The following is a 26,445-nucleotide window of genomic DNA, read 5'->3' as shown; positions in this document are numbered from 1 at the left end:
CGCATGCAGATCCTGCTCGCCACCCTCGTTGCCTACCTGATCGGTTCGGTGTCGTTCGCCGTCATCGTCAGCGCCGCGATGGGCCTGGCCGATCCCCGCTCGTACGGGTCGAAGAATCCCGGCGCCACCAACGTGCTGCGCGGCGGCAACAAGAAGGCCGCGATCCTCACGCTCGTCGGCGATGCTTTCAAGGGCTGGATCGCGGTCTGGCTCGCGCGGCGCCTCGGCCTGCCCGACGTCGCGATCGCGTGCGTCGCGATCGCCGTGTTCCTCGGCCACCTGTACCCGGTGTTCTTCCGCTTCCAGGGCGGCAAGGGCGTCGCGACCGCGGCCGGCGTGCTGCTGGCGGTGCATCCGGTGCTCGGGCTCGCCACCGCGCTGACCTGGCTGATCATCGCGTTCTTCTTCCGCTACTCGTCGCTCGCGGCGCTCGTCGCGGCGGTGTTCGCGCCGGTGTTCGACGTGTTCCTGTTCGGCACGCACCACAACCCGGTCGCGTGGGCGGTGCTCGCGATGAGCGTGCTGCTCGTGTGGCGCCATCGCAGCAACATCTCGAAGCTGCTGGCAGGGCAGGAAAGCCGGATCGGCGACAAGAAGAAGGCGGCCGCGAACGGCAACGCGCAGGACGGCGGGAAGGCCTGACGGAACGGTCTGGGGCCTGAAGAAACGCGCCGGGCGCGCAAGGCGGCCCGGCGGCAGCGCGCGACCGGTCAGTCGCGGAAGTTGTTGAAGTCGAGCGGGGTGTCGGTCACGTCCTTGCGCAGCATCGCGATTACGCTCTGCAGGTCGTCGCGCTTGGTGCCCGCCACGCGCACCGCGTCGCCCTGGATGCTCGCCTGCACCTTGATCTTGCTGTCCTTGACGAGGCGCACGATCTTCTTCGCGAGATCGCCCGTCACGCCTTTCTTGACCGTCACGACCTGCTTGACCTTGTCGCCGCCGATCTTCTCGACCTTGCCGTAGTCGAGGAAGCGCACGTCGACGTTGCGCTTGGCCAGCTTGCCGATCAGCACGTCCTTGACCTGGCCGAGCTTGAAATCGTCGTCGGCGAACAGCGTCAGCTCGCGTTCCTTCTGCTCGACGCGCGCGTCGGAGCCCTTGAAATCGAAGCGCGTCGAAATTTCCTTGTTCGACTGCTCGATGGCGTTCTTCACTTCGATCATGTTCGCTTCGCTGACGACGTCGAACGATGGCATGGCATTCTCCCTGGAAAACGCGCGCGCCCGGCTTGCGCGCGGGCACTCGCTATAATTGCGGACTATTCGCCATTTTACCGATGCCCCTTCGTTTGCCCAAGGCCGGCCGCGCGCCGACCGGGCACGCCCGACCGCGATTGCCGATGCTTCCAGCCGATTCCACCCTTTCGCTGCTCCCCGACCACCCGCTCGCCGCGCACAACACGTTCGGGTTCGACGTATCCGCGCGTCTGGCCGCGCGCGTGACGCACGCCGGGCAGTTCGAGGCGCTGCATCGCGATGCACGCGTCGCGAACCTGCCGCTGCTGGTGCTCGGCGGCGGCAGCAACGTCGTGTTCACGCGCGATTTCGAGGGCCTCGTGCTGCTCGACGAGATCGCCGGGCGCCGCGTCGTGCGCGAGGACGACGACGCGTGGGTCGTCGAGGCGGGCGGCGGCGAGAACTGGCACGCATTCGTCGCGTGGACGCTCGAGCAGGGCATGGCCGGGCTCGAGAACCTCGCGCTGATCCCGGGCACGGTCGGCGCCGCGCCGATCCAGAACATCGGCGCGTACGGGCTAGAAATGAAGGCGTATTTCGATTCGCTCGTCGCCGTCGAGCTCGCGACGGGCCGCAGCGAGCGCTTCGATGCCGCGCGCTGCGCGTTCGGTTATCGCGACAGCTTCTTCAAGCGCGAAGGCCGCGGGCGCTTCGCGATCGTGTCGGTGACGTTCCGGCTGCCGAAGCGCTGGACGCCGCGGCTCGGCTACGCGGACGTGTCGCGCGAACTCGCTGCGCGCGGCGTCGCGCCGGACGCGGCCACGCCGCGCGACGTATTCGACGCGGTGGTCGCGATCCGTCGCGCGAAGCTGCCCGATCCGCTCGCGCTCGGCAATGCGGGCAGCTTCTTCAAGAACCCGGTGATCGGCGCGGTGCAGTTCGACGCGCTGCGCGCGCACGCGCCGGACATCGTGTCGTATCCGCAGCCGGACGGGCAGGTGAAGCTCGCGGCCGGCTGGCTGATCGACCGCTGCGGCTGGAAAGGGCGCGCGCTCGGCGCCGCGGCCGTGCACGAGCGGCAGGCGCTCGTGCTCGTCAATCGCGGCGGCGCGACGGGCGCGGACGTGATCGCGCTCGCGCGGGCGATCCAGGACGACGTGCGCGCGAAATTCGGCGTCGAGCTGGAGCCGGAGCCGGTGTGCCTGTAGGCCGGGCCTGACGCACCCGCGCAGGCGATTTCGGCTGCGCAAAAGCAAAGCGCCGATCGACGATCGGCGCTTTTTCATTGGCGCGAGCGTGCTGCCGCGCGCGGGCGCGTCAGTGCTTCAGCTTGCCGAGCAGCAGGAACTCCATCAGCGCCTTCTGCACGTGCAGGCGGTTTTCCGCTTCATCCCAGACGACGCTCTGCGGGCCGTCGATCACGCCGGCCGTCACTTCCTCGCCGCGGTGCGCGGGCAGGCAGTGCATGAAGAGCGCATCGGGGTTCGCGTGGCCCATCATTTCCTCGTCGACGCACCAGTCGGCGAATGCCTGCATGCGCGCCTCGTTCTCGGCCTCGAAGCCCATGCTCGTCCACACGTCGGTGGTCACCAGGTCGGCGCCCCTGCAGGCTTCGTTCGGATCGTCGAAGACCTCGTAGAACGGCGCGCTGTCCGGCGCGACGAGCTTCATGTCGAGCGCATAGCCCGGCGGCGTCGACAGGCGCAGCTTGAATCCGAGGATCTGCGCGGCCTGGATCCACGTGTACAGCATGTTGTTCGCGTCGCCGACCCACGCGACCGTCTTGCCGCGGATCGGGCCGCGGTGCTCGTAGTACGTGAAGATGTCGGCGAGCACCTGGCACGGGTGGTATTCGTTCGTCAGGCCGTTGATCACCGGCACGCGGGAGTTTTCCGCGAAGCGCTGGATGATCTCCTGTTCGAATGTGCGGATCATGATGATGTCGACCATCCGCGAGATCACCTGCGCGGAATCCTCCACCGGCTCGCCGCGGCCGAGCTGCGTGTCGCGGGTGCTCATGAAGACGGCATGGCCGCCGAGCTGGAAGATCCCGGCCTCGAACGACAGGCGCGTGCGCGTCGAGCTCTTCTCGAAGATCATCGCGAGCGTGCGGTCGTGCAGCGGATGATAGGTCTCGTAGTTCTTGAACTTGCGCTTCAGGATTCCCGTGCGTTCGAGCACGTACTCGTAGTCGTCCAGCGAGAAATCCTTGAACTGCAGGTAGTGACGAATGGTCTTGGCGGTCATGAAACGAAATGCGGCGGGTTCGACCCGGCCGCCGGGGCCGGACGGCGCCGCCGTCGGATGTGGATAACTTCAACGCAGCATAATGGATTTTCTGTGCTTTGACGAGCCGGCAGAAAAACCGGGGCGCGATGCTTGCGCACCGCGTCCGGGTGCCGGGAAGGGTGAGCGAAACGACGCACGATGGCGCGCTGCGGTATAATCGCAAAGTTTTCTCAAGCCCGGCAGGCAAGCATTTCCCCGCTCTGCCGGACACAAGCTGTGCGCTGCACAAATCCGGTGCGGCGTGCCGGGCGGATCGCGCGGACGGCCTCTTTTCAGGCATCCGGCGCGGGCATCCCGGCTTCCTCCTGCTTCGTGTTTGCGTGTCCAGGCCGTCGCCTGCGCATCGCCGGGCCGTCACCTGGGTAACAACATGGCTGAAACCCCTCCGACCGAATACTTCATTCAGGGCATCACGAAAGATGGGAAAACGTTTCGCCCGAGCGATTGGTCGGAGCGCCTCGCGGGCGTGATGGCATGTTTCGGGCCCGGTGCAAGCGGTCCGAATGCGCGCCTGAAGTATTCGCTGTACGTGCGCCCGACGATGCTGGGCGGCACGAAGTGCGTGATTCTCGATTCCCGTCTGCGCGACGTCGAGCCGATGGCCTTCGATTTCGTGCTGAACTTCGCGAAGGACAACAATCTCGTCGTCACCGAGGCGTGCGAGCTGCCCGACTACAGCGAAAAGAAGTAACGGCCGCGCGCGGGCGCACATTGCGCCCGGCCGGTGCGTCGATCCGCGCGAGCGCGCGTTGATGGAGGCTCAACCCGGCGAACCGCCGAACCCAACAAAAAAGCCCGCAGATGCGGGCTTTTTCGTCGATCGCAGGAAACAGGGCGCCCGCGCGAGGCGGGCACACCGGATTTACGCTGCTGCCTGCAGGCCCTTGACGGCTGCGGCGAGGCGGCTCTTGCTGCGAGCGGCCTTGTTCTTGTGAACGATCTTCTTGTCGGCGATCGTGTCGATCGTCTTCACGGCAGCCTTGAACAGCTCGGCAGCCTTTGCCTGGTCGCCGGCGTCGACAGCCTTGCGAACAGCCTTGATCGCGGTACGGAATTTCGAGCGCAGCGCCGAGTTGTGCGAGTTAGCCTTCGCTGCCTGGCGGGCGCGCTTGCGTGCTTGTGCGGAGTTAGCCATGACGGTTCCTTATCCTGTCCTGTTTCCAGAGCTTGGAGCCTGACGGCCAAGCGCTGCTTTTCGATCCGTCCCCTGAGAGCGATTGCCCAGGGGCGCAAAAAAAACGTTGGTTTTATCCGAGACCGAGACACGAAAGCGGCAGGCGCCGCGCATGCAACAGGCTCAGAAACGGCGGATTATAGCAACAAAATCAAGCGCGTGGCAAGTTTGGCGTCGGTTGCGGCGGCGGGCCGGTGCGGCGGGCGCCGATTTCGGTGTCGGGCGGTGCCGGGCCGCGCAACGTCCGTATAATAAGCGCCCCATGAATCTATTCCGAGCCCTGCTGACGGTCAGCGGCTTCACGCTGCTGTCGCGCGTGACCGGTCTGGCCCGTGAGACGCTGATCGCCCGTGCGTTCGGCGCCAGTCAATATACCGACGCGTTCTACGTCGCGTTCCGCATTCCGAACCTGCTGCGCCGCCTGTCCGCGGAGGGCGCGTTCTCGCAGGCGTTCGTGCCGATCCTCGCCGAGTTCAAGAACCAGCAGGGGCACGACGCGACGAAGGCGCTCGTCGACGCGATGTCGACCGTGCTCGCGTGGGCGCTCGCCGTGCTGTCGGTGGCCGGCATCGCCGGCGCGACCTGGGTCGTGTACGCGGTTGCGTCCGGGCTGCGCACCGACGGCCAGGCGTTCCCGCTGGCCGTCACGATGACGCGCATCATGTTCCCGTACATCGTGTTCATTTCGCTGACGACGCTCGCGTCCGGCGTGCTGAACACGTACAAGAGCTTCTCGCTGCCCGCGTTCGCGCCGGTGCTGCTGAACGTCGCGTTCATCGTCGCGGCGGTGTTCGTCGCGCCGCACCTGAAGGTGCCCGTGTATGCGCTCGCGTGGGCGGTGATCGCCGGCGGCGTGCTGCAGTTCATCGTGCAATTGCCGGGCCTGAAGAAGATCGACATGGTGCCGCTGATCGGGCTCAACCCGCTGCGCGCGCTGCGGCATCCCGGTGTGAAGCGCGTGCTCGCGAAGATGGTGCCGGCGACCTTCGCGGTGTCGGTCGCGCAGCTGTCGCTGATCATCAACACCAACATCGCGTCGCGGCTCGGGCAGGGCGCGGTGTCGTGGATCAACTACGCGGACCGCCTGATGGAATTCCCGACCGCGCTGCTCGGCGTCGCGCTCGGCACGATCCTGCTGCCGAGCCTGTCGAAGGCGCACGTCGACGCGGACGCCACCGAGTATTCGGCGCTGCTCGACTGGGGCCTGCGCGTCACGTTCCTGCTGGCCGCGCCGAGCGCGCTCGCGCTGTTCTTCTTCGCGACGCCGCTCACCGCCACGCTGTTCAACTACGGCAAGTTCGACGCGCACACCGTGACGATGGTCGCGCGCGCGCTCGCGACCTACGGGATCGGGCTTGTCGGCATCATCCTGATCAAGATTCTCGCGCCGGGCTTCTATGCGAAGCAGGACATCAAGACGCCGGTGAAGATCGCGGTCGGCGTGCTCGTGATCACGCAGTTGTCGAACTACGTGTTCGTGCCGCTGATCGGCCATGCGGGCCTTACGCTCAGCATCGGCGTCGGCGCGTGCCTGAACTCGCTGCTGCTGTTCGCCGGCCTGCGCCGGCGCGGCATCTACCAGCCGTCGCCGGGCTGGCTGCGCTTCTTCGCACAGCTCGCCGGCGCATCGCTCGTGCTTGCCGGCACGATGCACTGGCTCGCGCTCACCTTCGACTGGACCGGGCTGCGCACCGAGCCGCTCGCGCGCATCACGCTGATGGCGGCCTGCCTCGTGCTGTTCGCTGCACTATATTTCGGTATGTTGTGGGTGATGGGCTTCAAATACGCTTACTTCAGAAGGCGCGCCAAGTGACGACCGCAATGACCCGCGTTCTCGACTACTTCAGCACGCTGGTGGCGGACGACGACAGTCTGCCCGTCACCGAGGCGGCGCTGTCGCTCGCACAGGACGCTTACCCGGATCTCGACCTGCAGGGCACGCTCGCCGAGCTCGACATGCTCGCGGCGCGCCTGCGCCGCCGGCTGCCGGACGACGCCGGCCTGAAGGACCGGATCGTCGCGCTGAACGAGTTCTTCTTCCGCGAACTGGGCTTCGCGTGCAATCACAACGACTACTACGACCCTGACAACAGCCACCTGAACATGGTGCTGAAGCGGCGGCGCGGCATTCCGATCTCGCTGTCGGTGCTGTACCTCGAGCTCGCGGAGCAGGTCGGCGTGCCGGCGCGCGGCGTCTCGTTTCCCGGCCACTTCCTGCTGCGCGTCACGCTGTCGGACGGCGACCTGATCATCGATCCGACCAATGGCCATTCGCTGTCCGAGGCCGAGATGGTCGAGATGCTGGAGCCGTATGTCGCGCGGGCGGCCGGCGCGGTCGACAGCGCGTTGCGCGCGCTGCTGCAGCCGGCCACGAGCCGCGAGATCATCGCGCGGATGCTGCGCAACCTGAAGACGATCTATCTTCAGACGGAACGCTGGCAGCGGCTGCTGGCGGTGCAGCAGCGGCTCGTGATCCTGTTGCCGGGGCAGCTCGACGAGATACGCGACCGCGGCTTCGCGTATGCGCGGCTCGACTACCTGCGGCCCGCGCTCGAGGATCTCGAGCAGTATCTCGGCGAGCGGCCGGACGCCGACGATGCGACCGTCGTCGAGTCGCAGGTGAGCGAATTGCGGCAGCGGATGGAGCGCAGCGCCGAAGACTGAGCGCGCGCCGCGCCCGCATGTGAAACGCCCGCCCTGCGCATCGCGCGCACGGCGGGCGTTTTGTCATACGTGGTCGGCGCTTACTTCGGCTGCATCCGGATCGCGCCGTCGAGGCGGATCACCTCGCCGTTGAGCATCGGGTTCTCGACGATCTGCCGGACCAGCATCGCATATTCGGCCGGCTTGCCGAGCCGCGGCGGGAACGGCACCATCGCGCCGAGCGCGTCCTGAACGTCCTTCGGCATGCCGAGCAGCATCGGCGTCTCGAACAGGCCGGGCGCGATCGTCATCACGCGGATGCCGTTGCGCGACAGGTCGCGCGCGATCGGCAGCGTCATGCCGGCGACGCCGGCCTTCGACGCCGCATACGCAGCCTGGCCGATCTGGCCGTCGAACGCCGCGACCGACGCGGTGCTGATCACGACGCCGCGCTCGCCGTTCGCGTTCGGCGCGTTCGCGGCCATCGCGACGGCGGCGAGACGGATCATGTTGAAGGTGCCGACGAGGTTCACGCTGATCGTCTTCGCGAACACGTCGAGCGGATGCGCGCCGTCCTTGCCGACGGTCTTCGCGGCGGGTGCGATGCCCGCGCAGTTCACGAGGCCGCGCAGCGAGCCGGCGCGCGTCGCGGCGTCGACCGCGGCCTGCGCGTCGTCTTCGCGCGACACGTCGCAGCGCACGAACACGCCGCCCAGTTCCTGCGCGAGCGCTTCGCCGGCCGCTTCGTTCAGGTCGGCGAGCACGACCTTGCCGCCTTCCTGCGCGAGCAGCCGCGCGGTGCCGGCGCCGAGGCCCGACGCGCCGCCCGTGATCAGAAACACGTTCCCGCGAATCTCCATGACTGTCTCCTTGCTGGTAGGGCATGCCAGCGCGACTGCGAGCGGGCAGGCGGCCGGTCCGGTTCGATTCGGCCGATTGTACGGGGTGCGTTCGCCGGCCGGCACGAATTCGACGATCGTGCGAACCATGCCGGCGCGAAAAAAAAGCCGCCTGAAACAGGCGGCTTCGCGATGCGGGACGCGGTGCTTACTTCAGCGCGTCGAACGCACGGTCGCGGATCTCGTCGACGGTGCCGAGACCGGAGATCTTCCGGTACTGCGGCGCCTTCAGGCCGTTTTCCTCGCCGCGCTGCGCCCAGTCGCCGTAGTAGGTGATGAGCGGCTTGGTTTGCGCTTCGTACACTTCGAGACGCTTCTTGACCGTCTCTTCCTTGTCGTCGTCGCGCTGGATCAGCGGCTCGCCCGTCACGTCGTCCTGGCCCTCGACCTTCGGCGGGTTGAACTTGACGTGGTACGTGCGGCCCGATGCCGGATGCGTGCGGCGGCCGCTCATGCGCTCGATGATTTCCGAGAACGGCACGTCGATTTCCAGCACGTAGTCGATCGCGACGCCGGCGTCCTTCATCGCGTCGGCCTGCGCGATCGTGCGCGGGAAACCGTCGAACAGGTAGCCGTTCGCGCAGTCCGCTTCCTTCAGGCGCTCCTTCACGAGGCCGATGATCAGCTCGTCCGGCACGAGCTTGCCCGCGTCCATGAAGCCCTTCGCCTCGACGCCGAGCGGCGTGCCGGCCTTCACGGCCGCGCGCAGCATGTCGCCCGTCGAGATTTGCGGGATGCCGAATTTTTCCTTGATGAAGTTTGCCTGGGTGCCCTTTCCCGCGCCGGGCGCGCCCAACAGGATCAAACGCATGGTGATATCTCCAAGTATGTAGATTCGTCTGGCGAGGCTCGAAGGCGCCGGCGACCGAACGTGCGGCGGCTTGCCCGGCATGCGGCGGACCGGTCTGACGCGGCGCGTCGCCTCAGCGACGCGCGGCTGCCGGCAGGGCCGCGGCGGGGTCAAGCGCGCTCGCGGGGATCGCGGACCGCTCGCACAACCGCCTGATTATGCCACGGGTAATTTTGAATCCGGCCGAAAAAGGGCCTGCACGCGTGCGAGATCGGCGGGCGTGTCGATGCCGGCCTCCGGCGCGTGCGCGGTGATCATCACGGCGATCCGCTCGCCATGCCACATCGCGCGCAGCTGTTCGAGCTGCTCGGCCTGCTCGATCGGGGCCTGCGCAAGCGACGGGTAGGTGCGCAGGAAACGCGCGCGGTACGCGTACAGGCCGACGTGCCGGTACACCGGGAACGCCGGCGCCGGCATGGCCGCGACGTCGGGCCAGTGCGGCTGGTACGCATCGCGGCTCCACGGGATCGGCGCGCGCGAGAAGTAGAGCGCGACGCCCTGCGCGTCGAGCGCGACCTTCACGACGTTCGGATTGAACACGTCGGCCGCCGTGTGGATCGAATGGGCGGCGGTCGCGATCGCGCAGGCCGGATGCGCGGCGAGGTGCGACGCTACGTCGCGGACCAGCGCCGGATCGATCAGCGGCTCGTCGCCCTGCACGTTGACGACGACGGTATCGTCGCTCCACCCGAACGCGGCCGCGACTTCGGCGAGGCGGTCGGTGCCCGACGGATGGTCGGCGCGCGTGAGCACCGCTTCGAAGCCATGAGCGCGCGCGGCGTCCAGCACGCTCTGCGCGTCGGACGCGACGAGCACCTGCTGCGCGCCCGCTTCACGCGCGCGTTCGGCGACGCGCACCACCATCGGCTTGCCGCCGAGATCGGCGAGCGGCTTGTTCGGCAGGCGTGTCGACGCGAGCCGGGCGGGAATGACGGCGATGAAGGGCTGCGGGTGAGTCATCGGGCAGGAATCGTGTAAGTGATACGGCGGACGCCCGTGCCGGGCGCCCGCAGGCTGGCCGGGCCGCCGGGGGCCCGGGCCGGGCTCAGCGGCCGGCCGGATCGACCGGCGTGCCTTCGACGGTCTGGCGCGCCTCGTCGACCAGCATCACGGGGATGCCGTCGCGAATCGGATAGGCGAGCTTGTCGGCGTTGCAGATCAGCTCCTGCGCGGCGCGGTCATAGTGGAGCGGGCCTTTGCAAACAGGGCACACGATGATTTCAAGCAGGCGAGCGTCCACGGAGTTTCTCCACAACGAGGGCAATGAGGCGAGGATCGAGCGCGGCTTCGACGGGGACGACCCAGATTCGAGCGTCGCGCCAGGAAGCGCCCAATTTTACTGCATCCTTCTCGGTGATCAGGATCGCGTCGACGGCGTCGTCGACGAACGGATTGTCGGCGAACGCGTAGTGGTCGGGCAGCGCGCGGGTCTGCGGCGCGAGGCCCGCCGCGCGCAGCGTCGCGAAGAAGCGTTCCGGCGCGCCGATGCCGGCGGCTGCCAGTACGCGCTCGCCGGCGAACTGCGACAGCGGGCGGCGCAGTGCGGGCTGGTCGAGATGCCAGGCCGCGCCGGGCGCGAGCGCGAGCGCGTAGGTGTCGGGCCACGGCGGCAGCGCACCGCTGTACGGATCGTTGACGAGCGTCGCGTCGCGGCGCCGCGACAGCGGCTCGCGCAGCGGCCCGGCCGGCAGCAGGAAGCCGTTGCCGCCGAGCCGGTGGTCGAACACGACGAGTTCGACGGTGCGGGCGAGGCGGTAGTGCTGCAGGCCGTCGTCGCTGACGATCACGTCGACTTCCGGATGCGCGGCGCGCAGCGCCTGCGCCGCCGCGACGCGATCGGGACACACCCACACCGGCGCGCCGGTGCGGCGGGCGATCAGCAGCGGTTCGTCGCCGGCGTCGCGGGCGCGCGAGGCCGGCGTCACGGCGGTCGGCGTGCGGACCTGCGCGCCGTAGCCGCGCGACACGACGCCGGGCGTGAAGCCCGCCGCGCGCAGCGCGTCGACGAGCGCGATCACGGTCGGCGTCTTGCCGGTGCCGCCGACGGTCACGTTGCCGACCACGACGACCGGCACGCCGACGTCGACCGGCTGCTTCCAGCCCTGCGCATACGCCGTGCGGCGCAGCGCCGCGCACAGGCCGAACACGCACGCGAGCGGCGTGAGCGCCCACGCGAGCGCGCCGCGGCGCTGCCATTCGCGCGTCAGGCGCGTCTCGAGACGGGCGAGCGGGCCGCCGGGCGCGCTCATCGGGCAGGGCGCGGCGCGCGGCGCGCCGTCGCGTGGGACGGGTTCGTCAAGGCGGATTCTCCGGGGAGCGGCGCGAGCCGCGGGGTCTGCGGAAGGCGGCACTCTAGCGCGCGGCGCGCCGGCGCGGCAAGCGCCGCGGCGCACGGCCACCGGCAGGGCCGGATCGTACGCGCCTGTGGATAACTCTGTGAAAAACCCGTCGCCCGATTGCCGCACACGCCCGTGCGGCGGGCTTCGAATCGGATGAGAATCATTCCGCAAGAATTAAAAATTTATAAGAATCAATGCGTTGCCTCGAATTGTCTGGATTTTCGGGGCGATTTGCGGGGCTTTTTGCCGAGGATTGTCAAGATGTGGACACTTTTCGCGTTGTGCAATGCACCCAGGCGCCGGCGCGCGGGCGCTGGACGCCGCGCGGATGTCGGACTATCGTGTCGCCGCCAGCATTCATCCGATCGTCCATGCTTTCCGACTCCTCATTTGCCTCGCCGGGCGCGACGCGCGGCGGCGACGAAGTGATTCCCGTCTCGGCGCTCAATCGTGCGATTTCCACGATGCTCGAGCGCTCGTTCCCGCTCTTGTGGATCGCGGGCGAAGTGTCGAACTTCACGCGTGCCGCGAGCGGCCACTGGTATTTCTCGATCAAGGACCCGCAGGCGCAGATGCGCTGCGTGATGTTCCGCGGCCGGGCGCAGTATGCGGAATTCACCCCGCGCGAAGGCGACCGCATCGAGGTGCGCGCCGTGGTCACGATGTACGAGCCGCGCGGCGAGGTGCAGCTCAACGTCGAAGCGGTGCGGCGCACCGGGCAGGGGCGGCTCTACGAGGCGTTCCTGCGGCTCAAGGCGCAGCTCGAGGCGGAAGGCCTGTTCGCGCCCGAGCGCAAGCGGCCGCTGCCCGCGCATCCGCGCGCGATCGGCATCGTCACGTCGCTGCAGGCCGCCGCGCTGCGCGACGTGCTGACCACGCTCGCGCGCCGCGCGCCGCACATCCCGGTGATCGTCTACCCGGCGCCCGTGCAGGGCGCCGGCTCGGCCGAGAAGCTCGTCGCGGCGGTCGAGACCGCCAATGCGCGGCGCGAGGTCGACGTGCTGCTCGTGTGCCGCGGCGGCGGCTCGATCGAGGATCTGTGGTCGTTCAACGACGAAGCGCTCGCACGCGCGATCGCGGCGAGCGCGTTGCCGGTCGTCAGCGGCGTCGGGCACGAAACCGATTTCACGATCGCGGATTTCGCGGCCGACCTGCGTGCGCCGACGCCGACCGGCGCGGCCGAGCTGGCCAGCCCGCAGCGCGCGCTGCTATTGCGCGAGGTCGGCGACCGGCAGGGCGCGCTCGCGCGCGGGATGCGCCGCACGCTCGAACTGCGCGCGCAGCAGCTCGACTGGCTCGCGCGCCGGCTCGTCAGCCCGGCCGAGCGGCTGCAGCGGCAGCGCACGCACGTCGAGCAGCTCGCGGTGCGCCTCGCGTCCGCGGCCGCGCGGCCCGTGCGCGACGCGCGTGCCCGCTTCGCGCTCGCGCAGCTGCGCTGGCAGCGCGCGCGGCCCGACCCGGCACAGGCGCGCCTCGCGCTCGCGGTGCTGTCGCAGCGGCTGGCGGTCGCGGTGCAGCGCCGGCACGAGCGCGACACCGCGCGCGTCGCCGCGTGCGCGGCGCGGCTCGAGGTGCTGAGCCCGCAGCGCACGCTCGAGCGCGGCTATGCGGCGCTGATCGACACGCAGACCGGCCGCGCGGTGCGCGCGCCGAGCGCGCTGAAGCCGCAGCGCCGGCTGACCGTGCATCTCGCCGAGGGCTCGGCGGACGTGTCGCTGGCGGACGTGCAGCCGCGGCTGACCGATACGTTCTGACCACGCGGGCAGGGCGGCGCGCAGCGGCGATGCACCACCCGCGGAACGGGCGCGCGCGGTCGCGCCCGTCCGTCCGGACGTTGCGTAAACGCCGGTTTTCCGCATACCGCGGATAAATGGCCCACGGGTTTGCGGGGTTATTCGTCCTCGCCTACAATCGGACGCTCGGCAGCATTCAACACAGCCTCCCTACATACTCAACGAAGGAATCGCCATGGCTCATACGCTCCCGCCGCTCCCGTACGCTGAAGACGCACTTGCGCCGACCATCTCGCAAGAAACGATCCAGTACCACTACGGCAAGCATCACCAGGCTTATGTGACGAACCTGAACAACCTGATCCCCGGCACGGAATTCGAAAACCTGTCGCTGGAAGAGATCGTGAAGAAGTCGTCGGGCGGCATCTTCAACAACGCCGCGCAAATCTGGAACCACACGTTCTTCTGGAACAGCCTGTCGCCGAACGGCGGCGGCGCACCGACGGGCGCGCTGGGCGACGCGATCAACGCGAAGTGGGGTTCGTACGACGCGTTCAAGGAAGCGTTCACGAAGGCCGCGGTCGGCACGTTCGGTTCGGGCTGGGCATGGCTCGTGAAGAAGGCCGACGGTTCGCTCGACATCGTGTCGACGAGCAACGCAGCCACCCCGCTGACGACGGCCGACAAGGCGCTGCTGACGATCGACGTGTGGGAACACGCGTACTACATCGACTACCGCAACGCACGTCCGAAGTTCGTCGAAGCGTTCTGGAACATCGTGAACTGGGACTTCGCAGCGAAGAACTTCGCGTAAGTCACACGGCGCTGTCGCATCGCGACAGACGTCCGGAAACGGCAGCCAGTCGCGCGCCGTGACCGATCCAAAAGCCCTCCATCGCGAGGGCTTTTTCATTGCACGGGCGCCGCAAGCCGCGCCCGGCGACCGCACTCACGGACCGATGTCGATGCGGCCGTACAGACCATCCGCTTCGTCGTTCGGGCCGGCCGCGAAGAACAGCGTGTTGGCGGGCTGATCGTTGAGGCCGTTGCCGAACGCGATGCCCCACAGCCCCGGCTCGACGATCGCGCTGCCGTCGCCTTGCTGCAGCGTTCCGAGCAACATCCCGGAAGTCGCATCGAACGCATGCAGCATGCCGTCGCCGAAGTTGCCGACCAGCACGGCATGGCTGAAGCGGCCGAAATCCGCGGGCGCCAGCGCGATGCCCCACGGCGCATTCAGCGGCCCGCCGGTGGCGAAGCGCTGGAGGAATTGTCCCGACGGGCTGAACACGTCGACCAGGCCGACGCCCGCGCCGGCCACGTCGTCGTGCGCGGCCGCGTCCTGTTTCGCGTAGGTGACGAACAGCTTCGAGCCTATCGCCTGGATGCCGAACGGCGCGAACCCCGCCGGCAAGGACGGATCCTGGAACGCGCCGGCCGGCGTGACCTTCGCGAAGGTCCGGTTGAACACGTCGATCCTGTTGTTGTGGAAATCCGTCGCATACAGGAAGTTCGCACCGTTGTTGCCGGCCATCGCGAGCCCCTTGTAGACGGCGGCGCCGCCGCTGTCGAACACCGTGATCGCCGCTGTCGGGTTGACCGCGGGCGACCACGCGGTCAGCGTCCCGCCTTCTCCCGCGAAGATGAATGCCGCGGGCCCCGATTTGGCGCCCTGGGTCACGACGAAGTCGGTCGTGCCGTTGAACACGATGCCGGTCGGGCTGGGGTCGCCGCTCGTGCCGGGCGGAATCGTCACGACGAGCGACTGCGGCACGCCGTTGCCGTCATAGAGCGTCGCACGCTGCGTGCCGTTGTCCGCGACCCAGACGAAGCCCTTCGGATTGAACGCAATGCCCCACGGATTCTTCAGGTTGGCATCCACGTGGGCGGCGGGAACGGCGCCGTCCGAGACCAGCGCGCTGACTGCGTATTGCCTTTCGTGCGATGAACCGCCGCACGCGACGACACCTGCCAGCACGACAGCCGCCAACGCAGCGCCGAGCGCCGTATGGACCTGCCTCATGATTGCGCTCCGAACGCAGAGGAACGCTGAGTAAACGGTCCGGCCGCCGTGCTTATTCCGGTAGCCCGCTCGCGCGGCGCAGCGCGGCGACGTCGATCAGTTCGATCTCGCCGACGTGCAGCCGCACGACGCCATCGGTTTCGAGCGACTTCAGCAGCTGATTCGTGGTCTGCCGCGTCAGCGACAGCATCGCCGCGAGCTTCTCCTGCGACAGCCGGATGCGCGTGCGGCCGGCGCTGATCCCGCCGTAGCCTTCGGCGATCATCAGCAGGCGCGCGGCGAGCCGCTGCGCGCCCGGCATCACGCTCATCGCCTCGACGGTCAGGAAGCTGAGCCGCAGCTTCTGCGCCATCAGCAGCGCGAATTGCCGCCAGTATGGCGGCGTCGCGTCGAGGAGCGCCAGCAGCGCCGGCTGCGGCACGTGCAGCAGCAGCGCGTCGTCGAGCGCGATCGCATCGTGCGTGCGCGGCAGGCCGTCGAACAGCGCGATCTCGCCGAACCACGTGACCGGCTCGGCCACCGTCAGCAGCGCCTCCTTGCCCTGCGGATCGACCGCGCCTATCGTGAGGGAACCGTCCAGCACCGCGTACAGCCCGCACGGCGGGCCGCCGCGGCGGAACAGCGCGTGGCCGGCCGGCAGCCGGCGCAACGCGGCGCGCGCGAGGAGCGCCGCGCGCAGGGCCGCCGGCAGCACGCCGAACCACGGGTGCGCGTCGAGTTGCGGCAGGTATCGGTCGAGGGGCTCGGGCATGGGCGGCGCGATGTCGGGTAGCCGACAGAGGTTCTCGGGCGTGACGGGCATCATAGCGCGCAACCCCACGACAAGGAGACGGCATGAAGACGCTCGAGGACCATCTGTCCCAGTACGCGGCCTATCACCGCGACGCGCGCAACATCGCGACCCACCTGGTCGGCATCCCGATGATCGTGTTCGCGGTCGAGGTGCTGCTGTCGCGGCCCGCGCTCGGCACGCTGGCGGGCGTCGCGCTGTCGCCGGCGCTGCTGCTCGCGCTTGCGTTCGCCGCGTTCTACCTGCGGCTCGACCTACGCTTCGGCGTCGTGATGACGGCGTTGTTCGCGCTCGGCCTGTGGGCCGGGCAGACGCTCGCCGCGCTGCCGACCGCGCCATGGCTCGGCATCGGCATCGGCGCGTTCGTCGTCGGCTGGATCGTGCAGTTCGTCGGGCATTACTTCGAGGGGCGCAAGCCGGCGTTCGTCGACGATCTCGTCGGGCTGATGGTCGGGCCGCTGTTCGTGGTCGCCGAGGTCGCGTTTTTCGCGGGGCTGCGCGGCGACGTGCGGCGCGCGGTCGAGCAGCGGGCCGGGCCCGTGCACGGCGGCGCGCACGACGCGCACGTGTGAACGCCGCGATGCCGCGCATCTGCGTGGTCGGCGCGGGCGCCGTCGGCTGCTATCTCGGCGGGCGGCTCGCGGCGGCCGGCGCGCCCGTGCAGTTGATCGGCCGCGCGCGGATCGGCGACGCGATCCACCGGTCAACGCCCGCCTGTGCGCGCTCGTGCACGACGCCGAGGCGGCGGTGCAGCGGCCGTCATGGCGCGCCGACGCGTTGCGCGCCGCGCTGGCCGGATGACTGTCGCGACGCGCACGCGGCGGCATCGCGCGAGGCCACAGCGCATGCGAAGCAAGGACTAAGATGTCGATGGCGTCATGTGACGCCTTTGCGGAGCGCACGCGCCATGGTGGATCGCCCGACCCTCGACGCCTACGATGCCCACGCGGCCGAATATGCGCAGACCTGGCTCGACGAGGGCCCGCCCGACGACATGTACGCGCTGCTCGAGCAGTATTTCGCGCCGGGGCCGACGGCGGACATCGGCTGCGGCGCGGGGCGCGACGCCGCATGGCTGGCGTCGTGCGGCTACGACGTGCACGGCTACGACGCGAGCGCCGCGCTGCTCGACGAGGCGCGCCGCCGCTACCCGGCGCTGCGGTTCGAACAGGCGGTGCTGCCGGCGCTGGCCGGCGTGCCGTCCGGCGCGTTCCGCAACGTGCTGTGCGAAACCGTCGTCATGCATCTGGATCATGTGGAGGCGGCGGCGGCCGCCGCGCGGCTCGTCGAGCTGCTCGCGCCCGGCGGCACGCTGTACCTGAGCTGGCGGGTCGCGGGCAACGGCTCGCAGCGCGACGAGCGCGGCCGGCTGTACACGGCGCTCGACAGCGCCCGGATGCGCGCCGCGCTCGGCGCCGGCGTGCGGGTGGTCGACGAGCACGAAGTCGTCAGCGCGTCGTCGGGCAAGCGCGTGCACCGGCTGATCGTCCGCAAGGCAGCCGAAGCGGCCGCGTGACGCGGTGCGCGGCGCGTCAGTCGCGGTGCGCGGCCGCTTCCCAGTTGATGTCGACGCACAGCACCTGCATGCCGGCCGCGCATGGCGCGGCGATCGACGCGGTCACGCACAGGTGCGCCTCGTTGATCGACAGATAGGGCGGCGTCAGGTGCACGCGGCCCGGCGCGCGCGTCGCGTGGATGAAATACGGGCGGCGTTCCCAGCTCGCGCCTTCGGAATGCAGCAGCGGGCGGAAGCGCTTCGCGCGTTGCGACACGCTGCCGCGCGCGAGCACGTTGTCGCCGATCTGCCGCCCCGACGCATCGAGCAGGAAGCAGCGCGCGGTTTCGGGCAGGCCGAGCACGGTGGCGGCCGCGTCGATCAGCGTGCCGCCCGCGGCGAGCTTGGTGCTGGCTTCCTCGAGCGCCGCGACGTACGGCGCGAGCCGCGTCGCCTGCTGGCGCTCGCGTTCCGCGACGCGCAGCCGCAGCGCGGCCGACAGCGTATCCATGCTGCCCGCCGCGGCCTGCGACTGCACCGGGTCGACGCTCGGGCCCGCGAAATACTGCCCCTGCACGAAATCGACGTCGCATTCGAGCGCGATCAGCGCGTCGCGCTCGGTTGCGAGGCCGCCCATCAGCACGAGCTGGCCGGATTCGTGCAGCAGCGACACGAGCCCCGGCAGCACCCGTTCGAGATGCGAGTGCTCGCTCGCCTGCGCGAGAATGCCGCGGTCGAGCGACACGATGTCCGGATGCAGGTGCCACACGCGGTCGATGTTCGAATGCTTCGCGCCGAAGCCGCCGAGCGCGATCAGGAAACCGGCCTTGCGCAGGCCGTCGACGATCGCCGCGTAGCGCGGCGTCTCGCCGCCCGCCTGTTCGGGCACCTCGAGCACCACGCGATGCGGCGGCAGGCCGAGCGCCTTCAGGTTCGCGAGCAGTGCGTCGCCGTAGACGGTATCCATCAGCGCCGCCGGATGCAGGCTCAGGAAAAGCCACTCGTCGTGGCTGTCGAATGCATGGAAATTGCCGAGATGCAGCGATTCGGCGAGCCGGCCGAGTTCGAGCAGGTCGCCGCGCCGCGCGGCCTGCGTGAACACTTCGTGCGACGCGACCTGACGGCTTTCCTCGTCGTGCGCGCGCAGCGACGCGTGATAGCCGATCGCGCGCCGGTGCGACACGGAGAACACCGGCTGGAACACGCTGAACACGGTGTAGCCGCCGTACAGCACGGTGCGCCGGTTGCCGTCGTCGCCGGCGACGGGGCGGGGCGGCTGAAAGCCGGGGGGATCGATGTCGATCATGCTCATCATGATGTCGGCCGAGGGAAGGCTGCCAGTTTACCTACAGAATAGGCGAGCAAGAAGCGTGCGCAACGCCACACCGGCGCGGCGCGCCGCCGTGGCGCGCGCGGCGGCCGCCGCTGCACCGTCGTGGTGCGTCGCGTGCGGGGGCGCGGTCCGAAGCGGGGCGCGGGTCACGCGCGCTCGGACGGATCGGTCTTGCGCGCGGCGCCGCGGATCTCCGGCGCGAGCTGCGCGAAGATCCACGCGGAGGCGGCGGTGATCAGGCCGACGCAGACGAAGGTTGCATGGAACGCGGGCAGCGTGTTGCTCGGCGTCACGGTGCGCAGCATTCCGGTGAAGGTCGCGAGCAGCGCGCCGGCAACCGTCACGCCGAGGCTCATCGACAGCATCTGCACGAGCGAGAACAGGCTGTTGCCGCTGCTCGCGCCGCCGGTGCCGAGATCCTTCAGCGTCAGCGTGTTCATCGCGGTGAACTGCATCGAGTTGAAGCCGCCGAACAGCGCGAGCTGCGCGACCTTGAGCCACACGGGCATCGACTCGCGCATCAGCGCGAGGCTCGCCATCATCACGCCGACCATGATCGTGTTCGCGAGCAGCACGTTGCGGTAGCCGTGCTTCATGATGAGCCGCGTGATGATGCGCTTCGAGAACATCCCGGCGGCCGCGACGGGCAGCATCATCAGCCCCGCCTCGAACGCCGTGTAGCCGAGGCTCACCTGCAGCAGCAGCGGGATCAGGTACGGCATCGCGCCGCTGCCGATGCGCGCGAACAGGTTGCCGAGCAGGCCGACGCTGAACGTGTGGATCCGGAACAGCTCGAGCGAGAAGATCGGCTGCGGCGCGCGCACCGCGTACAGCCCGTACGCGACGAAGCACGCGAGGCTCAGGATCAGCAGCACGAGCACGGCCGCGTGCTGCATGCCGAGATCGGCGAGCCCGTCGAGCGACAGCGAGATCGCGACCATGCCGATCGTCAGCAGCAGGTAGCCCTTCAGGTCGAAGCGGCCGACCGCCGGGTTGCGCGCGTCGGGCATCGAATACCAGGTCGCGATGCAGCCCGCGACGCCCACCGGCACGTTGATCAGGAAGATCCAGTGCCACGACGCGATCTTCACGAGCCAGCCGCCGAGCGTCGGGCCGATCAGCGGGCCGATCAGGCCCGGAATCGCGACGAACGACAGCGCGGGCAGGTAGCGCTCGGCCGGGAACGTGCGCAACACCGCGAGCCGGCCGACCGGCAGCAGCATCGCGCCGCCGATCCCCTGCACGACGCGGAACGCGACGAGCTGCGGCAGCGTGTGCGCGTTCGCGCACAGCAGCGAGCCGAGCGAGAAGACCAGGATCGCGCTGAAGAACACCCGCCGCGTGCCGAACGTATCGGCGAGCCAGCCGGACACGGGAATCATCACCGCCATCGTCAGCGAATACGCGATCACGACCGACTGCATCCGCAGCGGCGATTCGCCGAGGCTCGCGGCCATCGACGGCAGCGCGGTGTTGACGATCGTCGCGTCGAGCGTCTGCATGAAAAAGCCCGTCGCGACGAGCCAGAGCATGACAGTGAGGTTTTTTTCGCCGGGGGCGGCAGCAGGCGGGCGTTGGAACATGAAGGCGTGGGCGGCTGGACGCGGGACAGCCGCCATTGTAGGGAATGCCGCCGCGCCGCGCAGTAGCGGCCCGGTGCGCGGCCGGATGCACATCGCCCGACAGGCCAGTACAGTTCAGCCGGAAGTGTCTGCGGGCGTATCTGTCGGTGTGCTGTCACTGTCTGGATACTGGACGGGTGTGGACAAGCGCGACGACCGGGAGGGCGCCATGCGTGAACTGCGACTCTACGAGCTGGATGCCGACGAGCCCGCCGGACGGTGGCGCCCGGTGCGCCGTACCCTGCTGCGCGTGACGGACGGCGAACTGTGGCTGACGATCGAGGGCGAGCCGGCCGACCACTGGCTGCGGCCCGGCGACGTGCTGACGCTTGCGCCCGGCGCGCGGGTCTGGCTCAGCGCCGGGCCGCCCGGCGCGCGCTTCGCGCTGAGCCGTCCGGATGCGCACGCGGCGTCGCTTGCCGCCGCGCTGCGACAGCGGCTGGCCGGGTGGCTCGGGCGCGGCCGTCAGGCCGGCGCGTCGCTGCCGACGTAGCGGGCGCGGGGCCGGATCAGCTTGCCGTCGGCGTACTGTTCGAGCGCATGCGCGATCCAGCCGGCCGTGCGCCCGGCCGCGAACAGCATGAACGCGGCGCCGTCCGGCAGCGCGAGCGTGCGTTCCAGCACCGCGAGCGCGTAGTCGATCGCCGGCCTCAGCCCGCTGTCGGCTTCGACGCGTGCGGCGAGCGCGCGCGCCGCGCGCAGCGCGGGGCGATCCGGCGCCGCGGCGTGCAGCGCGTCGAGCAGCGCCTGCGCGCGCGGGTCGCCGTTCGGGTACAGCGGATGGCCGAAGCCGGCGAGTGCCGTGCGGCCGCCGGCTTCGCGCTCGTCGTGCGCGAGGCGCGATGCGAGATAGCGGCCGGGATCGGCGGCGCGGGCCGCCTCGTCGAGCAGCAGGCCGGCCCGGAACGTTTCGCCGCCGTGGCGCGGGCCCGCCAGCGCCGCGAGCCCGCCCGCGATCGCGCCGAACAGCGGGCTGCCGGTCGACGCGATGCAGCGCACTGCGAACGTCGACGGATTCAGTTCGTGGTCCGCGCACAGCACGAGCGCCATGCGCAGCAGGTCGGCCCCGGCGCGCCCGCGCACCCGCCACGCGGCGGCGAGCTGGCGGTGCAGCGGCGCGTGGCCGGGCGTGATGCCCGCGAGCGCGGCGGCCGTGACGCGCAGCAGGCGTGCGGCGGTATCAAGTTGCGCGCCGCGATCGTGCGACGCGATGGGCGGCTGCGCCGCGGCCGCGGCGGGCAGCAGCACGAGCGCGCGCTCGAGCGGCGCGACATGCGCCCAGCGCTGCGCCCAGTCGTGCCATTGCACGACATCGACGCCGCCGGCCGCGAGCCGCGCGGGCGGGCAGCCCCAGAGCCGCGCGGCGACCGCTTCGAGCGTCGCGTCGCGGGCGAGCGCGATCGCGTCGGCGCCCCGATAGAGGAGGCGCCCGTCGGCAATCTGCGTGATGCGCGATTCGAGCACCGGCATGCCCCAGTCGAGCGAGCGTTCGGCGACGCCGCCCGCGCGTTTCGCGTCGGCGCGTCGGCGGGCGAGCAGGCGTACCTCGTCGGCGTCGTAGCGGCGGCGCTTGCTCGCGCCGTCGGGCAGCGAGTGCAGCAGGCCGCGGCTCACGTACGCATAGAGGGTGCTCACGCTGACGCCGAGCACGTCGGCGGCTTCGGGGGCGCTAAGAGACGTCATGCGGATCGCTCCTGTCGGGCCGCATGACGCGCAGCCCCGCTTCGGGCGGCGGTCACGGCCGGATTCGCGCGATCGAGGTTGATCGCGCCTGCCGCGAATTCTAGACTCGATTCCATGTGCCCACCTCGTGGCGAGCGCCGATGACACCCCGACTCGCATTGACCCATCTCTGGCAGCTCGCGCACGGCGAGCCCGGCGCACTTGCGCGCGTCGCGATCGACGGGCAGGATCCGGCGCTGCCGTCGGCGTTCCATGTCGGCACGCTGGCCGCGGCGTCGATCGCGGCGGCCGGGCTCGCCGCCGCCGAATGCCACCGGTTGCGCACGGGCGTCGTGCAACGCGTCGACGTATCGGTGCGCGACGCGCTCGTCGCGTTTCGCAGCGAGCGCTACCTGCGCGTCGACGGCGGGCCGCCGCCCGAGCTGCGCCATCCGGTGACGGGCTTCTACGAGACGCGCGATGCGCGCTGGATCCAGTTGCACGCGAACTTTCCGCATCATCTGCGCGGCGTGCTTCGGGTGCTCGGCTGCGACGACCGGCGGGAATCGGTCGCGGCGGCGATCCGCACGCGCGACGGCGCGACGCTCGATGCCGAGCTCGCGGACGCGGGCCTGTGCGCGGCACTGATCAGAACACCTGACGAATGGGCGGCGCACGAACAGGCGCGCGCGCTGGCGGCGCTGCCGCTGTTCGAGATCGAGCGCGTCGGCGATGCGCCGGTGCAGGCGATCGGTGGCGACGACGCGCGCCGGCCGCTGGCGGGCGTGCGCGTGCTCGATCTCACGCGCATCATCGCGGGCCCGGTCGCCGGCCGCACGCTCGCGTCGCATGGCGCGCAGGTGCTGCTCGTCAATGGGCCGCACCTGCCGAACATCGCGCCGCTCGTGATCGACAACGGGCGCGGCAAGCGCTCCGCGTGGCTCGATCTGCGCACGGCCGCGGGCGTCGACACGCTGCGGCAGCTCGTGCGGCAAGCGGATGTCTTCGTGCAGGCGTACCGTCCCGGCGCGCTTGCGGCGCGCGGCTTCGCGCCGCAGGCGCTGGCCGCGCTGCGGCCGGGGATCGTGTGCGTGTCGATTTCCGCGTACGGGCATGCGGGGCCGTGGGCGCAGCGGCGCGGCTTCGACAGCCTCGTGCAGTCCGCGAGCGGGATCGCGTGGCGTGAGCGGCAGGCTGTGCTCGCGGACGCGCCGCGGCACCTGCCGTGCCAGGCGCTCGACCACGCGACCGGCTATCTCGCGGCGTTCGGCGCGATGATCGCGCTGGCGCGCCGCGCGCGCGAAGGCGGCAGCTGGCACGTGCGGCTGTCGCTCGCGCAGGCCGGCCGCTGGCTGCAATCGTTCGGCCTCGTGCCGGACGGCGCGCACGCGCCCGACATCGCGCCCGACGACATGCGCGACCGGTTCGACCGGATTGTGTCGCCGTTCGGCGTCATCGATGCGGTGCGTCCGGCGGAACGGCTGTCGGCGACCCCGCCGTTCCTTGCTTTGCCGCCGGTGCCGCTCGGCACGGACGCGCCGTGCTGGATCGATTCGGACGGGCAGGGGTAGCGCGCGTTCGGGCTCGCCTGCCGCGCCCCGCGCGGTCGTCGCGTGTTACTTGCGCAGCTCGACGACGAAGTCGTAGTAGTCGTTGCGGCAGTAGGTGTCGGTCAGCTCGATCGCGCGCTGGTCGGCCGTGTAGCCGATCCGCGTGATCAGCAGCAGCGCGTCGTGCGGCGCGATGCCCATCTGCAGCGCGATCTCGTCGGTTGCGTTGACCGCGCGGAAGTGCTGCAGCGCGCGCACGATCGGCGTGCCGCGCGCTTCGAGGTAGCTGTACAGCGAGTCGCCGATCGCCTGCGGATCGGGGAGCAGCGTCGCGGGCAGCGTGGAGTTCTCGACGGCCATCACGATGCCGTCGGCGAGGCGCAGACGTTTCAATCGTGTAACGGACGCAGCCGGCGACAGGCCGAGCTGGATCACTTCATCACGGCTCGCGGGCTGGATCTCGCGCGCGAGCCACTGCGAACTCGGCTTGAAACCGCGGCGTTCGAGCATTTCGCTGAAGCTCGACAGGCGCGACAGCGGATCCTCGTAGCGCGGCTGGATGAAGTTGCCCGCGCCTTGCGTGCGCCGGATCAGCCCTTGTTCGACGAGGAGCGCGATCGCCTTGCGCGCGGTGATGCGCGACACGCCGAGCGCCTCCGACAGCACGCGCTCGGACGGCAGCGCCTCGCCGGCCGTCCAGCGGTTCTCGTGAATCGCGTCGCCGAGCTTGCGGGCGAGCTGCAGATAGAGCGGGGTATCGTTGTCCGGGTCGGGGCGCAGGTCCTGCCAGCGGTCGTCCGTCGTTGCCTTCATGGAATGGGTATCGATCAGGGTGCGGCCATTCTAAGTCATCATGCGGCGCCGTTATAGCCGGTTTTTGCCGCATGACAGTCGCGCGCCGCGCCGAATCGCTACACTGATGCGTCGCATTCCGTACCACTGCCGCCGCGCGCGGTCACGCATTCGCAGCGAGGAACACATGACAGATACGATCGCCACGGTCGTCCTGCCCGACGGCGAGACGATCCCGAAGCTGGGGCAGGGGACCTGGGAGATGGGCGAGCGTCCGGCGCGGCGCGCGGACGAGATCGCCGCGCTGCGCGAAGGCGTCGCGCTCGGCATGACGCTGATCGATACCGCCGAGATGTATGGCGAGGGCGCGACCGAGACGCTCGTCGGCGAAGCGCTCGACGGCCTGCGCGACGACGTGTTTCTCGTCAGCAAGGTGTACCCGCATCATGCGAGCCGGCGCGGCGTCGTCGCGGCATGCGAGGCGAGCCTCCGGCGCTTGCGTACCGACCGCCTCGATCTCTATCTGCTGCACTGGCGCGGCTCGGTGCCGCTCGCGGAGACGGTCGAAGGCTTCGAGGCGTTGCGCCGGGCCGGCAAGATTCGCCACTGGGGCGTGAGCAATTTCGATACGGCCGACATGGTGGAACTCGTCGACGAAGCGGACGGCGCGGCGTGCGCGACCAACCAGATCCTCTACAACATCGCGCGGCGCGGGCCGGAATTCGACCTGCTGCCGTGGCTCGCGGCGCGCCGGATGCCCGCGATGGCGTACAGCCCGGTCGATCATGCGCGTCTGCCGAAGCGCTCGCCGCTCGACGAGATCGCGCGGGTGCGCGGCGTGTCGGTGATGCGCGTCGCGCTCGCGTGGGTGCTGGCGCAGCCAGGCGTGTTCGCGATCCCGAAGGCGGCGCGGATCGAGCACGTACGCGACAACCGCGCCGCGCTCGATTTCGTGTTGAGCGATGACGAGCGCGCGCAGCTTGACGCGTACTTCCGTCCGCCGCGCAGCAAACGCGCGCTCGAAATGCTCTGACGGCATCAGGCCGGGCAGCGTGTCGGGTCAGCGGCGGTTGCCGCCGTTGCCGCCATTGCCGCCGTTGCCATGGCCACCGCCGTTGCCATTGCCGTTACCACCGCCGTTGCCGACACCATTGGCGCCGCCATTGCCGGCGCCGCCACTGCCGTTGCCATTGCCGTTGCCGCCGCCATTGCCGTGGCCACCGTTGCCATTGCCGCCCGCACCGTGACCGCCGTTGCCGTGGCCGCCGTTGCCGCCAGTACCGCCAGTACCGCCAGCACCGCCAGCACCGCCAGCACCGCCAGCACCGCCGCCGCCAGCACCGCCGCCGCCAGCACCGCCGCCGCCAGCACCGCCGCCGCCAGCACCGCCGCCGCCAGCACCGCCGCCGCCAGCACCGCCACCGCCAGCACCGCCGCCGCCAGCACCGCCGCCGCCAGCACCGCCGCCGCCAGCACCGCCACCGCCAGCACCGCCACCGCCAGCACCGCCGCCGCCACCGCCACCGCCGCCACCACCACCGCCGCCACCGCCGCCACCGCCGCCACCGCCACCGCCGCCACCGCCGCCACCGCCGCCGCCACCGCCGCCACCGCCGCCACCGCCGCTGCCGCCACCACCGGCGCCACCGCCACCGCCGTTGCCGTGACCGCCGCCGTTGCCATGACCACCGCCATTGCCGTGACCACCGCCATTGCCGCCGCCACCACCGCCGTTGCCGCCGCCGCCGTTGCCGCCGCCGCCGCCATTGCCGTGACCGCCGCCGTTGCCACCGCCGTTACCGCCGCCGCCACCATTGCCGTGACCGCCGCCATTGCCTCCATCACCATTCCCACCGCCATGGCCACCATGTCCGCCATGGCCTCCGCAACCACAACTCCCGCCACCCGAGGTACCGCCACCTGAGGTGCCGCCACCCGAGGTACCGCCACCCGAGGTACCGCCGCCCGAGGTACCGCCGCCCGAGGTACCGCCGCCCGAGGTACCGCCGCCCGAGGTACCGCCGCCCGAGGTACCGCCGCCCGAGGTGCCGCCACCCGAGGTGCCGCCACCCGAGG

27 protein-coding genes and 1 pseudogene are annotated in these 26,445 nt (G+C 70.1%); 13 read left to right on the top strand and 15 right to left on the bottom strand.

Annotated elements, in window-relative coordinates; translation table 11 throughout:
• Positions 1-3: 3 nt before the first annotated feature.
• The gene (plsY, locus tag HWY45_RS05950) at positions 4-642 is read left to right on the top strand and encodes a glycerol-3-phosphate 1-O-acyltransferase PlsY (protein ID WP_059802045.1); all 639 of its coding nucleotides are present in this window, start codon (positions 4-6) and stop codon (positions 640-642) included.
• A gap of 68 nt (positions 643-710) precedes the next feature.
• Here the strand turns inward: plsY and HWY45_RS05945 are convergent, their stop codons facing one another.
• Positions 711-1,196, bottom strand: a complete 486-nt coding sequence (locus tag HWY45_RS05945) for a YajQ family cyclic di-GMP-binding protein (protein ID WP_059802043.1) — start codon at positions 1,194-1,196, stop codon at positions 711-713.
• Positions 1,197-1,333: 137 nt separating this feature from the next.
• On the opposite strand from HWY45_RS05945, the gene murB reads away from it, so the two are divergent.
• Entirely contained in the window at positions 1,334-2,383 is a 1,050-nt protein-coding gene (gene murB, locus HWY45_RS05940) for a UDP-N-acetylmuramate dehydrogenase (RefSeq protein ID WP_059879969.1), read from the top strand.
• Between the two features lie 109 nt (positions 2,384-2,492).
• Here the strand turns inward: murB and argF are convergent, their stop codons facing one another.
• Positions 2,493-3,422 (bottom strand): ornithine carbamoyltransferase, encoded by a 930-nt coding sequence (gene argF, locus HWY45_RS05935; protein ID WP_059557294.1) that lies wholly within the window; start codon positions 3,420-3,422, stop codon positions 2,493-2,495.
• Positions 3,423-3,834: 412 nt separating this feature from the next.
• Between argF and HWY45_RS05930 the strand changes: the two genes are divergently transcribed.
• The gene (locus HWY45_RS05930) at positions 3,835-4,155 is read left to right on the top strand and encodes a DUF3579 domain-containing protein (RefSeq protein WP_059557297.1); all 321 of its coding nucleotides are present in this window, start codon (positions 3,835-3,837) and stop codon (positions 4,153-4,155) included.
• Positions 4,156-4,326: 171 nt separating this feature from the next.
• Here HWY45_RS05930 and rpsT read toward each other — a convergent pair whose 3' ends face one another.
• Positions 4,327-4,599, bottom strand: a complete 273-nt coding sequence (gene rpsT, locus HWY45_RS05925) for a 30S ribosomal protein S20 (RefSeq protein ID WP_006398494.1) — start codon at positions 4,597-4,599, stop codon at positions 4,327-4,329.
• 301 nt (positions 4,600-4,900) lie between these two features.
• Between rpsT and murJ the strand changes: the two genes are divergently transcribed.
• Both murJ and HWY45_RS05915 read left to right on the top strand, forming a co-directional pair.
• Positions 4,901-6,451 (top strand): murein biosynthesis integral membrane protein MurJ, encoded by a 1,551-nt coding sequence (gene murJ / locus HWY45_RS05920; RefSeq protein ID WP_059879662.1) that lies wholly within the window; start codon positions 4,901-4,903, stop codon positions 6,449-6,451.
• Between the two features lie 8 nt (positions 6,452-6,459).
• A complete protein-coding gene (locus HWY45_RS05915; RefSeq protein WP_059802199.1) occupies positions 6,460-7,302 on the top strand; it encodes a SirB1 family protein in 843 nt (280 codons plus the stop codon).
• Between the two features lie 80 nt (positions 7,303-7,382).
• Here the strand turns inward: HWY45_RS05915 and HWY45_RS05910 are convergent, their stop codons facing one another.
• The 5 genes from HWY45_RS05910 to lpxK form a co-directional block, all read right to left on the bottom strand.
• The gene (locus HWY45_RS05910; RefSeq protein ID WP_059879966.1) at positions 7,383-8,141 is read right to left on the bottom strand and encodes an SDR family NAD(P)-dependent oxidoreductase; all 759 of its coding nucleotides are present in this window, start codon (positions 8,139-8,141) and stop codon (positions 7,383-7,385) included.
• A gap of 187 nt (positions 8,142-8,328) precedes the next feature.
• Positions 8,329-8,991 (bottom strand): adenylate kinase, encoded by a 663-nt coding sequence (gene adk / locus HWY45_RS05905; protein WP_026045123.1) that lies wholly within the window; start codon positions 8,989-8,991, stop codon positions 8,329-8,331.
• Between the two features lie 195 nt (positions 8,992-9,186).
• Positions 9,187-9,990, bottom strand: a complete 804-nt coding sequence (gene kdsB, locus HWY45_RS05900) for a 3-deoxy-manno-octulosonate cytidylyltransferase (RefSeq protein ID WP_059879658.1) — start codon at positions 9,988-9,990, stop codon at positions 9,187-9,189.
• An 85-nt stretch (positions 9,991-10,075) separates the two neighbouring features.
• Positions 10,076-10,270 carry a Trm112 family protein gene (locus HWY45_RS05895; RefSeq protein WP_059557307.1) on the bottom strand — a complete coding sequence of 65 codons (195 nt, stop codon included), beginning with the start codon at positions 10,268-10,270 and terminating at the stop codon, positions 10,076-10,078.
• Positions 10,251-11,279 (bottom strand): tetraacyldisaccharide 4'-kinase, encoded by a 1,029-nt coding sequence (gene lpxK, locus HWY45_RS05890; protein WP_059879655.1) that lies wholly within the window; start codon positions 11,277-11,279, stop codon positions 10,251-10,253. The genes HWY45_RS05895 and lpxK overlap by 20 nt, the downstream gene beginning before the upstream one ends.
• Positions 11,280-11,740: 461 nt before the next feature.
• On the opposite strand from lpxK, the gene xseA reads away from it, so the two are divergent.
• Both xseA and sodB read left to right on the top strand, forming a co-directional pair.
• Complete coding sequence (gene xseA / locus HWY45_RS05885; RefSeq protein ID WP_059879652.1) at positions 11,741-13,123, top strand: exodeoxyribonuclease VII large subunit; 1,383 nt, start codon at positions 11,741-11,743, stop codon at positions 13,121-13,123.
• A 214-nt stretch (positions 13,124-13,337) separates the two neighbouring features.
• Positions 13,338-13,916, top strand: coding sequence for a superoxide dismutase [Fe] (gene sodB, locus HWY45_RS05880; RefSeq protein WP_017333980.1), 579 nt, complete (start codon positions 13,338-13,340; stop codon positions 13,914-13,916).
• A gap of 135 nt (positions 13,917-14,051) precedes the next feature.
• On the opposite strand, the gene HWY45_RS05875 is transcribed toward sodB, so the two are convergent.
• Positions 14,052-15,125, bottom strand: a complete 1,074-nt coding sequence (locus HWY45_RS05875; protein WP_059879649.1) for a TIGR03118 family protein — start codon at positions 15,123-15,125, stop codon at positions 14,052-14,054.
• A 52-nt stretch (positions 15,126-15,177) separates the two neighbouring features.
• Complete coding sequence (locus tag HWY45_RS05870) at positions 15,178-15,876, bottom strand: Crp/Fnr family transcriptional regulator (protein ID WP_059879646.1); 699 nt, start codon at positions 15,874-15,876, stop codon at positions 15,178-15,180.
• Positions 15,877-15,959: 83 nt separating this feature from the next.
• Between HWY45_RS05870 and HWY45_RS05865 the strand changes: the two genes are divergently transcribed.
• The 3 genes and pseudogenes from HWY45_RS05865 (at position 15,960) to HWY45_RS05855 (ending at position 17,431) form a co-directional block, all read left to right on the top strand.
• On the top strand, positions 15,960-16,487 hold the full coding sequence (locus HWY45_RS05865) for an Mpo1 family 2-hydroxy fatty acid dioxygenase (RefSeq protein WP_059879643.1): 528 nt from the start codon (positions 15,960-15,962) through the stop codon (positions 16,485-16,487).
• 8 nt (positions 16,488-16,495) lie between these two features.
• Positions 16,496-16,612: pseudogene (locus HWY45_RS05860) on the top strand (2-dehydropantoate 2-reductase N-terminal domain-containing protein); the annotation flags it as partial.
• A gap of 210 nt (positions 16,613-16,822) precedes the next feature.
• Positions 16,823-17,431: a class I SAM-dependent methyltransferase gene (locus HWY45_RS05855; RefSeq protein ID WP_059879640.1), complete on the top strand. Its 609-nt coding sequence runs from the start codon at positions 16,823-16,825 to the stop codon at positions 17,429-17,431.
• Positions 17,432-17,447: 16 nt separating this feature from the next.
• On the opposite strand, the gene HWY45_RS05850 is transcribed toward HWY45_RS05855, so the two are convergent.
• Both HWY45_RS05850 and mdtD read right to left on the bottom strand, forming a co-directional pair.
• Positions 17,448-18,722: an EAL domain-containing protein gene (locus tag HWY45_RS05850; RefSeq protein WP_059557343.1), complete on the bottom strand. Its 1,275-nt coding sequence runs from the start codon at positions 18,720-18,722 to the stop codon at positions 17,448-17,450.
• Between the two features lie 167 nt (positions 18,723-18,889).
• The gene (mdtD, locus tag HWY45_RS05845) at positions 18,890-20,326 is read right to left on the bottom strand and encodes a multidrug transporter subunit MdtD (protein WP_059802029.1); all 1,437 of its coding nucleotides are present in this window, start codon (positions 20,324-20,326) and stop codon (positions 18,890-18,892) included.
• A gap of 208 nt (positions 20,327-20,534) precedes the next feature.
• Between mdtD and HWY45_RS05840 the strand changes: the two genes are divergently transcribed.
• The gene (locus HWY45_RS05840) at positions 20,535-20,858 is read left to right on the top strand and encodes a DUF2917 domain-containing protein (protein WP_059879963.1); all 324 of its coding nucleotides are present in this window, start codon (positions 20,535-20,537) and stop codon (positions 20,856-20,858) included.
• On the opposite strand, the gene HWY45_RS05835 is transcribed toward HWY45_RS05840, so the two are convergent.
• On the bottom strand, positions 20,831-22,048 hold the full coding sequence (locus tag HWY45_RS05835; RefSeq protein WP_059879637.1) for a citrate/2-methylcitrate synthase: 1,218 nt from the start codon (positions 22,046-22,048) through the stop codon (positions 20,831-20,833). The genes HWY45_RS05840 and HWY45_RS05835 overlap by 28 nt on opposite strands.
• A 140-nt stretch (positions 22,049-22,188) precedes the next feature.
• Between HWY45_RS05835 and HWY45_RS05830 the strand changes: the two genes are divergently transcribed.
• On the top strand, positions 22,189-23,598 hold the full coding sequence (locus HWY45_RS05830) for a CoA transferase (protein ID WP_059557329.1): 1,410 nt from the start codon (positions 22,189-22,191) through the stop codon (positions 23,596-23,598).
• A 45-nt stretch (positions 23,599-23,643) separates the two neighbouring features.
• Here the strand turns inward: HWY45_RS05830 and HWY45_RS05825 are convergent, their stop codons facing one another.
• Positions 23,644-24,390: a GntR family transcriptional regulator gene (locus tag HWY45_RS05825; RefSeq protein ID WP_059879634.1), complete on the bottom strand. Its 747-nt coding sequence runs from the start codon at positions 24,388-24,390 to the stop codon at positions 23,644-23,646.
• Between the two features lie 166 nt (positions 24,391-24,556).
• On the opposite strand from HWY45_RS05825, the gene HWY45_RS05820 reads away from it, so the two are divergent.
• Positions 24,557-25,402, top strand: coding sequence for an aldo/keto reductase (locus HWY45_RS05820; protein ID WP_059879631.1), 846 nt, complete (start codon positions 24,557-24,559; stop codon positions 25,400-25,402).
• 5 nt (positions 25,403-25,407) lie between these two features.
• Here the strand turns inward: HWY45_RS05820 and HWY45_RS37400 are convergent, their stop codons facing one another.
• Positions 25,408-26,247 carry a hypothetical protein gene (locus tag HWY45_RS37400; RefSeq protein ID WP_208450110.1) on the bottom strand — a complete coding sequence of 280 codons (840 nt, stop codon included), beginning with the start codon at positions 26,245-26,247 and terminating at the stop codon, positions 25,408-25,410.
• Positions 26,248-26,445 lie beyond the last annotated feature (198 nt).

The organism is Burkholderia stagnalis, assembly GCF_902830275.1.
In the GTDB taxonomy this organism is placed as follows: Bacteria; Pseudomonadota; Gammaproteobacteria; order Burkholderiales; family Burkholderiaceae; genus Burkholderia; species Burkholderia stagnalis.
The sequence above is the reverse complement of the archived record's forward strand: the minus strand, read 5'-3'. Positions and strand labels throughout refer to the sequence as shown.

Excerpts from the sequence above, each read along its gene's own strand:
- plsY (WP_059802045.1), top strand. The coding sequence starts at position 4 with ATGCAGATCCTGCTCGCCACCCTCGTTGCCTACCTGATCGGTTCGGTG.
- HWY45_RS05945 (WP_059802043.1), bottom strand. The coding sequence starts at position 1,196 with ATGCCATCGTTCGACGTCGTCAGCGAAGCGAACATGATCGAAGTGAAG.
- argF (WP_059557294.1), bottom strand. The coding sequence starts at position 3,422 with ATGACCGCCAAGACCATTCGTCACTACCTGCAGTTCAAGGATTTCTCG.
- HWY45_RS05930 (WP_059557297.1), top strand. The coding sequence starts at position 3,835 with ATGGCTGAAACCCCTCCGACCGAATACTTCATTCAGGGCATCACGAAA.
- rpsT (WP_006398494.1), bottom strand. The coding sequence starts at position 4,599 with ATGGCTAACTCCGCACAAGCACGCAAGCGCGCCCGCCAGGCAGCGAAG.
- murJ (WP_059879662.1), top strand. The coding sequence starts at position 4,901 with ATGAATCTATTCCGAGCCCTGCTGACGGTCAGCGGCTTCACGCTGCTG.
- HWY45_RS05915 (WP_059802199.1), top strand. The coding sequence starts at position 6,460 with ATGACCCGCGTTCTCGACTACTTCAGCACGCTGGTGGCGGACGACGAC.
- HWY45_RS05910 (WP_059879966.1), bottom strand. The coding sequence starts at position 8,141 with ATGGAGATTCGCGGGAACGTGTTTCTGATCACGGGCGGCGCGTCGGGC.
- adk (WP_026045123.1), bottom strand. The coding sequence starts at position 8,991 with ATGCGTTTGATCCTGTTGGGCGCGCCCGGCGCGGGAAAGGGCACCCAG.
- kdsB (WP_059879658.1), bottom strand. The coding sequence starts at position 9,990 with ATGACTCACCCGCAGCCCTTCATCGCCGTCATTCCCGCCCGGCTCGCG.
- lpxK (WP_059879655.1), bottom strand. The coding sequence starts at position 11,279 with ATGAGCGCGCCCGGCGGCCCGCTCGCCCGTCTCGAGACGCGCCTGACG.
- xseA (WP_059879652.1), top strand. The coding sequence starts at position 11,741 with ATGCTTTCCGACTCCTCATTTGCCTCGCCGGGCGCGACGCGCGGCGGC.
- sodB (WP_017333980.1), top strand. The coding sequence starts at position 13,338 with ATGGCTCATACGCTCCCGCCGCTCCCGTACGCTGAAGACGCACTTGCG.
- HWY45_RS05875 (WP_059879649.1), bottom strand. The coding sequence starts at position 15,125 with ATGAGGCAGGTCCATACGGCGCTCGGCGCTGCGTTGGCGGCTGTCGTG.
- HWY45_RS05870 (WP_059879646.1), bottom strand. The coding sequence starts at position 15,876 with ATGCCCGAGCCCCTCGACCGATACCTGCCGCAACTCGACGCGCACCCG.
- HWY45_RS05865 (WP_059879643.1), top strand. The coding sequence starts at position 15,960 with ATGAAGACGCTCGAGGACCATCTGTCCCAGTACGCGGCCTATCACCGC.
- HWY45_RS05855 (WP_059879640.1), top strand. The coding sequence starts at position 16,823 with ATGGTGGATCGCCCGACCCTCGACGCCTACGATGCCCACGCGGCCGAA.
- HWY45_RS05850 (WP_059557343.1), bottom strand. The coding sequence starts at position 18,722 with ATGAGCATGATCGACATCGATCCCCCCGGCTTTCAGCCGCCCCGCCCC.
- mdtD (WP_059802029.1), bottom strand. The coding sequence starts at position 20,326 with ATGTTCCAACGCCCGCCTGCTGCCGCCCCCGGCGAAAAAAACCTCACT.
- HWY45_RS05840 (WP_059879963.1), top strand. The coding sequence starts at position 20,535 with ATGCGTGAACTGCGACTCTACGAGCTGGATGCCGACGAGCCCGCCGGA.
- HWY45_RS05835 (WP_059879637.1), bottom strand. The coding sequence starts at position 22,048 with ATGACGTCTCTTAGCGCCCCCGAAGCCGCCGACGTGCTCGGCGTCAGC.
- HWY45_RS05830 (WP_059557329.1), top strand. The coding sequence starts at position 22,189 with ATGACACCCCGACTCGCATTGACCCATCTCTGGCAGCTCGCGCACGGC.
- HWY45_RS05825 (WP_059879634.1), bottom strand. The coding sequence starts at position 24,390 with ATGAAGGCAACGACGGACGACCGCTGGCAGGACCTGCGCCCCGACCCG.
- HWY45_RS05820 (WP_059879631.1), top strand. The coding sequence starts at position 24,557 with ATGACAGATACGATCGCCACGGTCGTCCTGCCCGACGGCGAGACGATC.
- HWY45_RS37400 (WP_208450110.1), bottom strand. The coding sequence starts at position 26,247 with ATGGCGGACATGGTGGCCATGGCGGTGGGAATGGTGATGGAGGCAATG.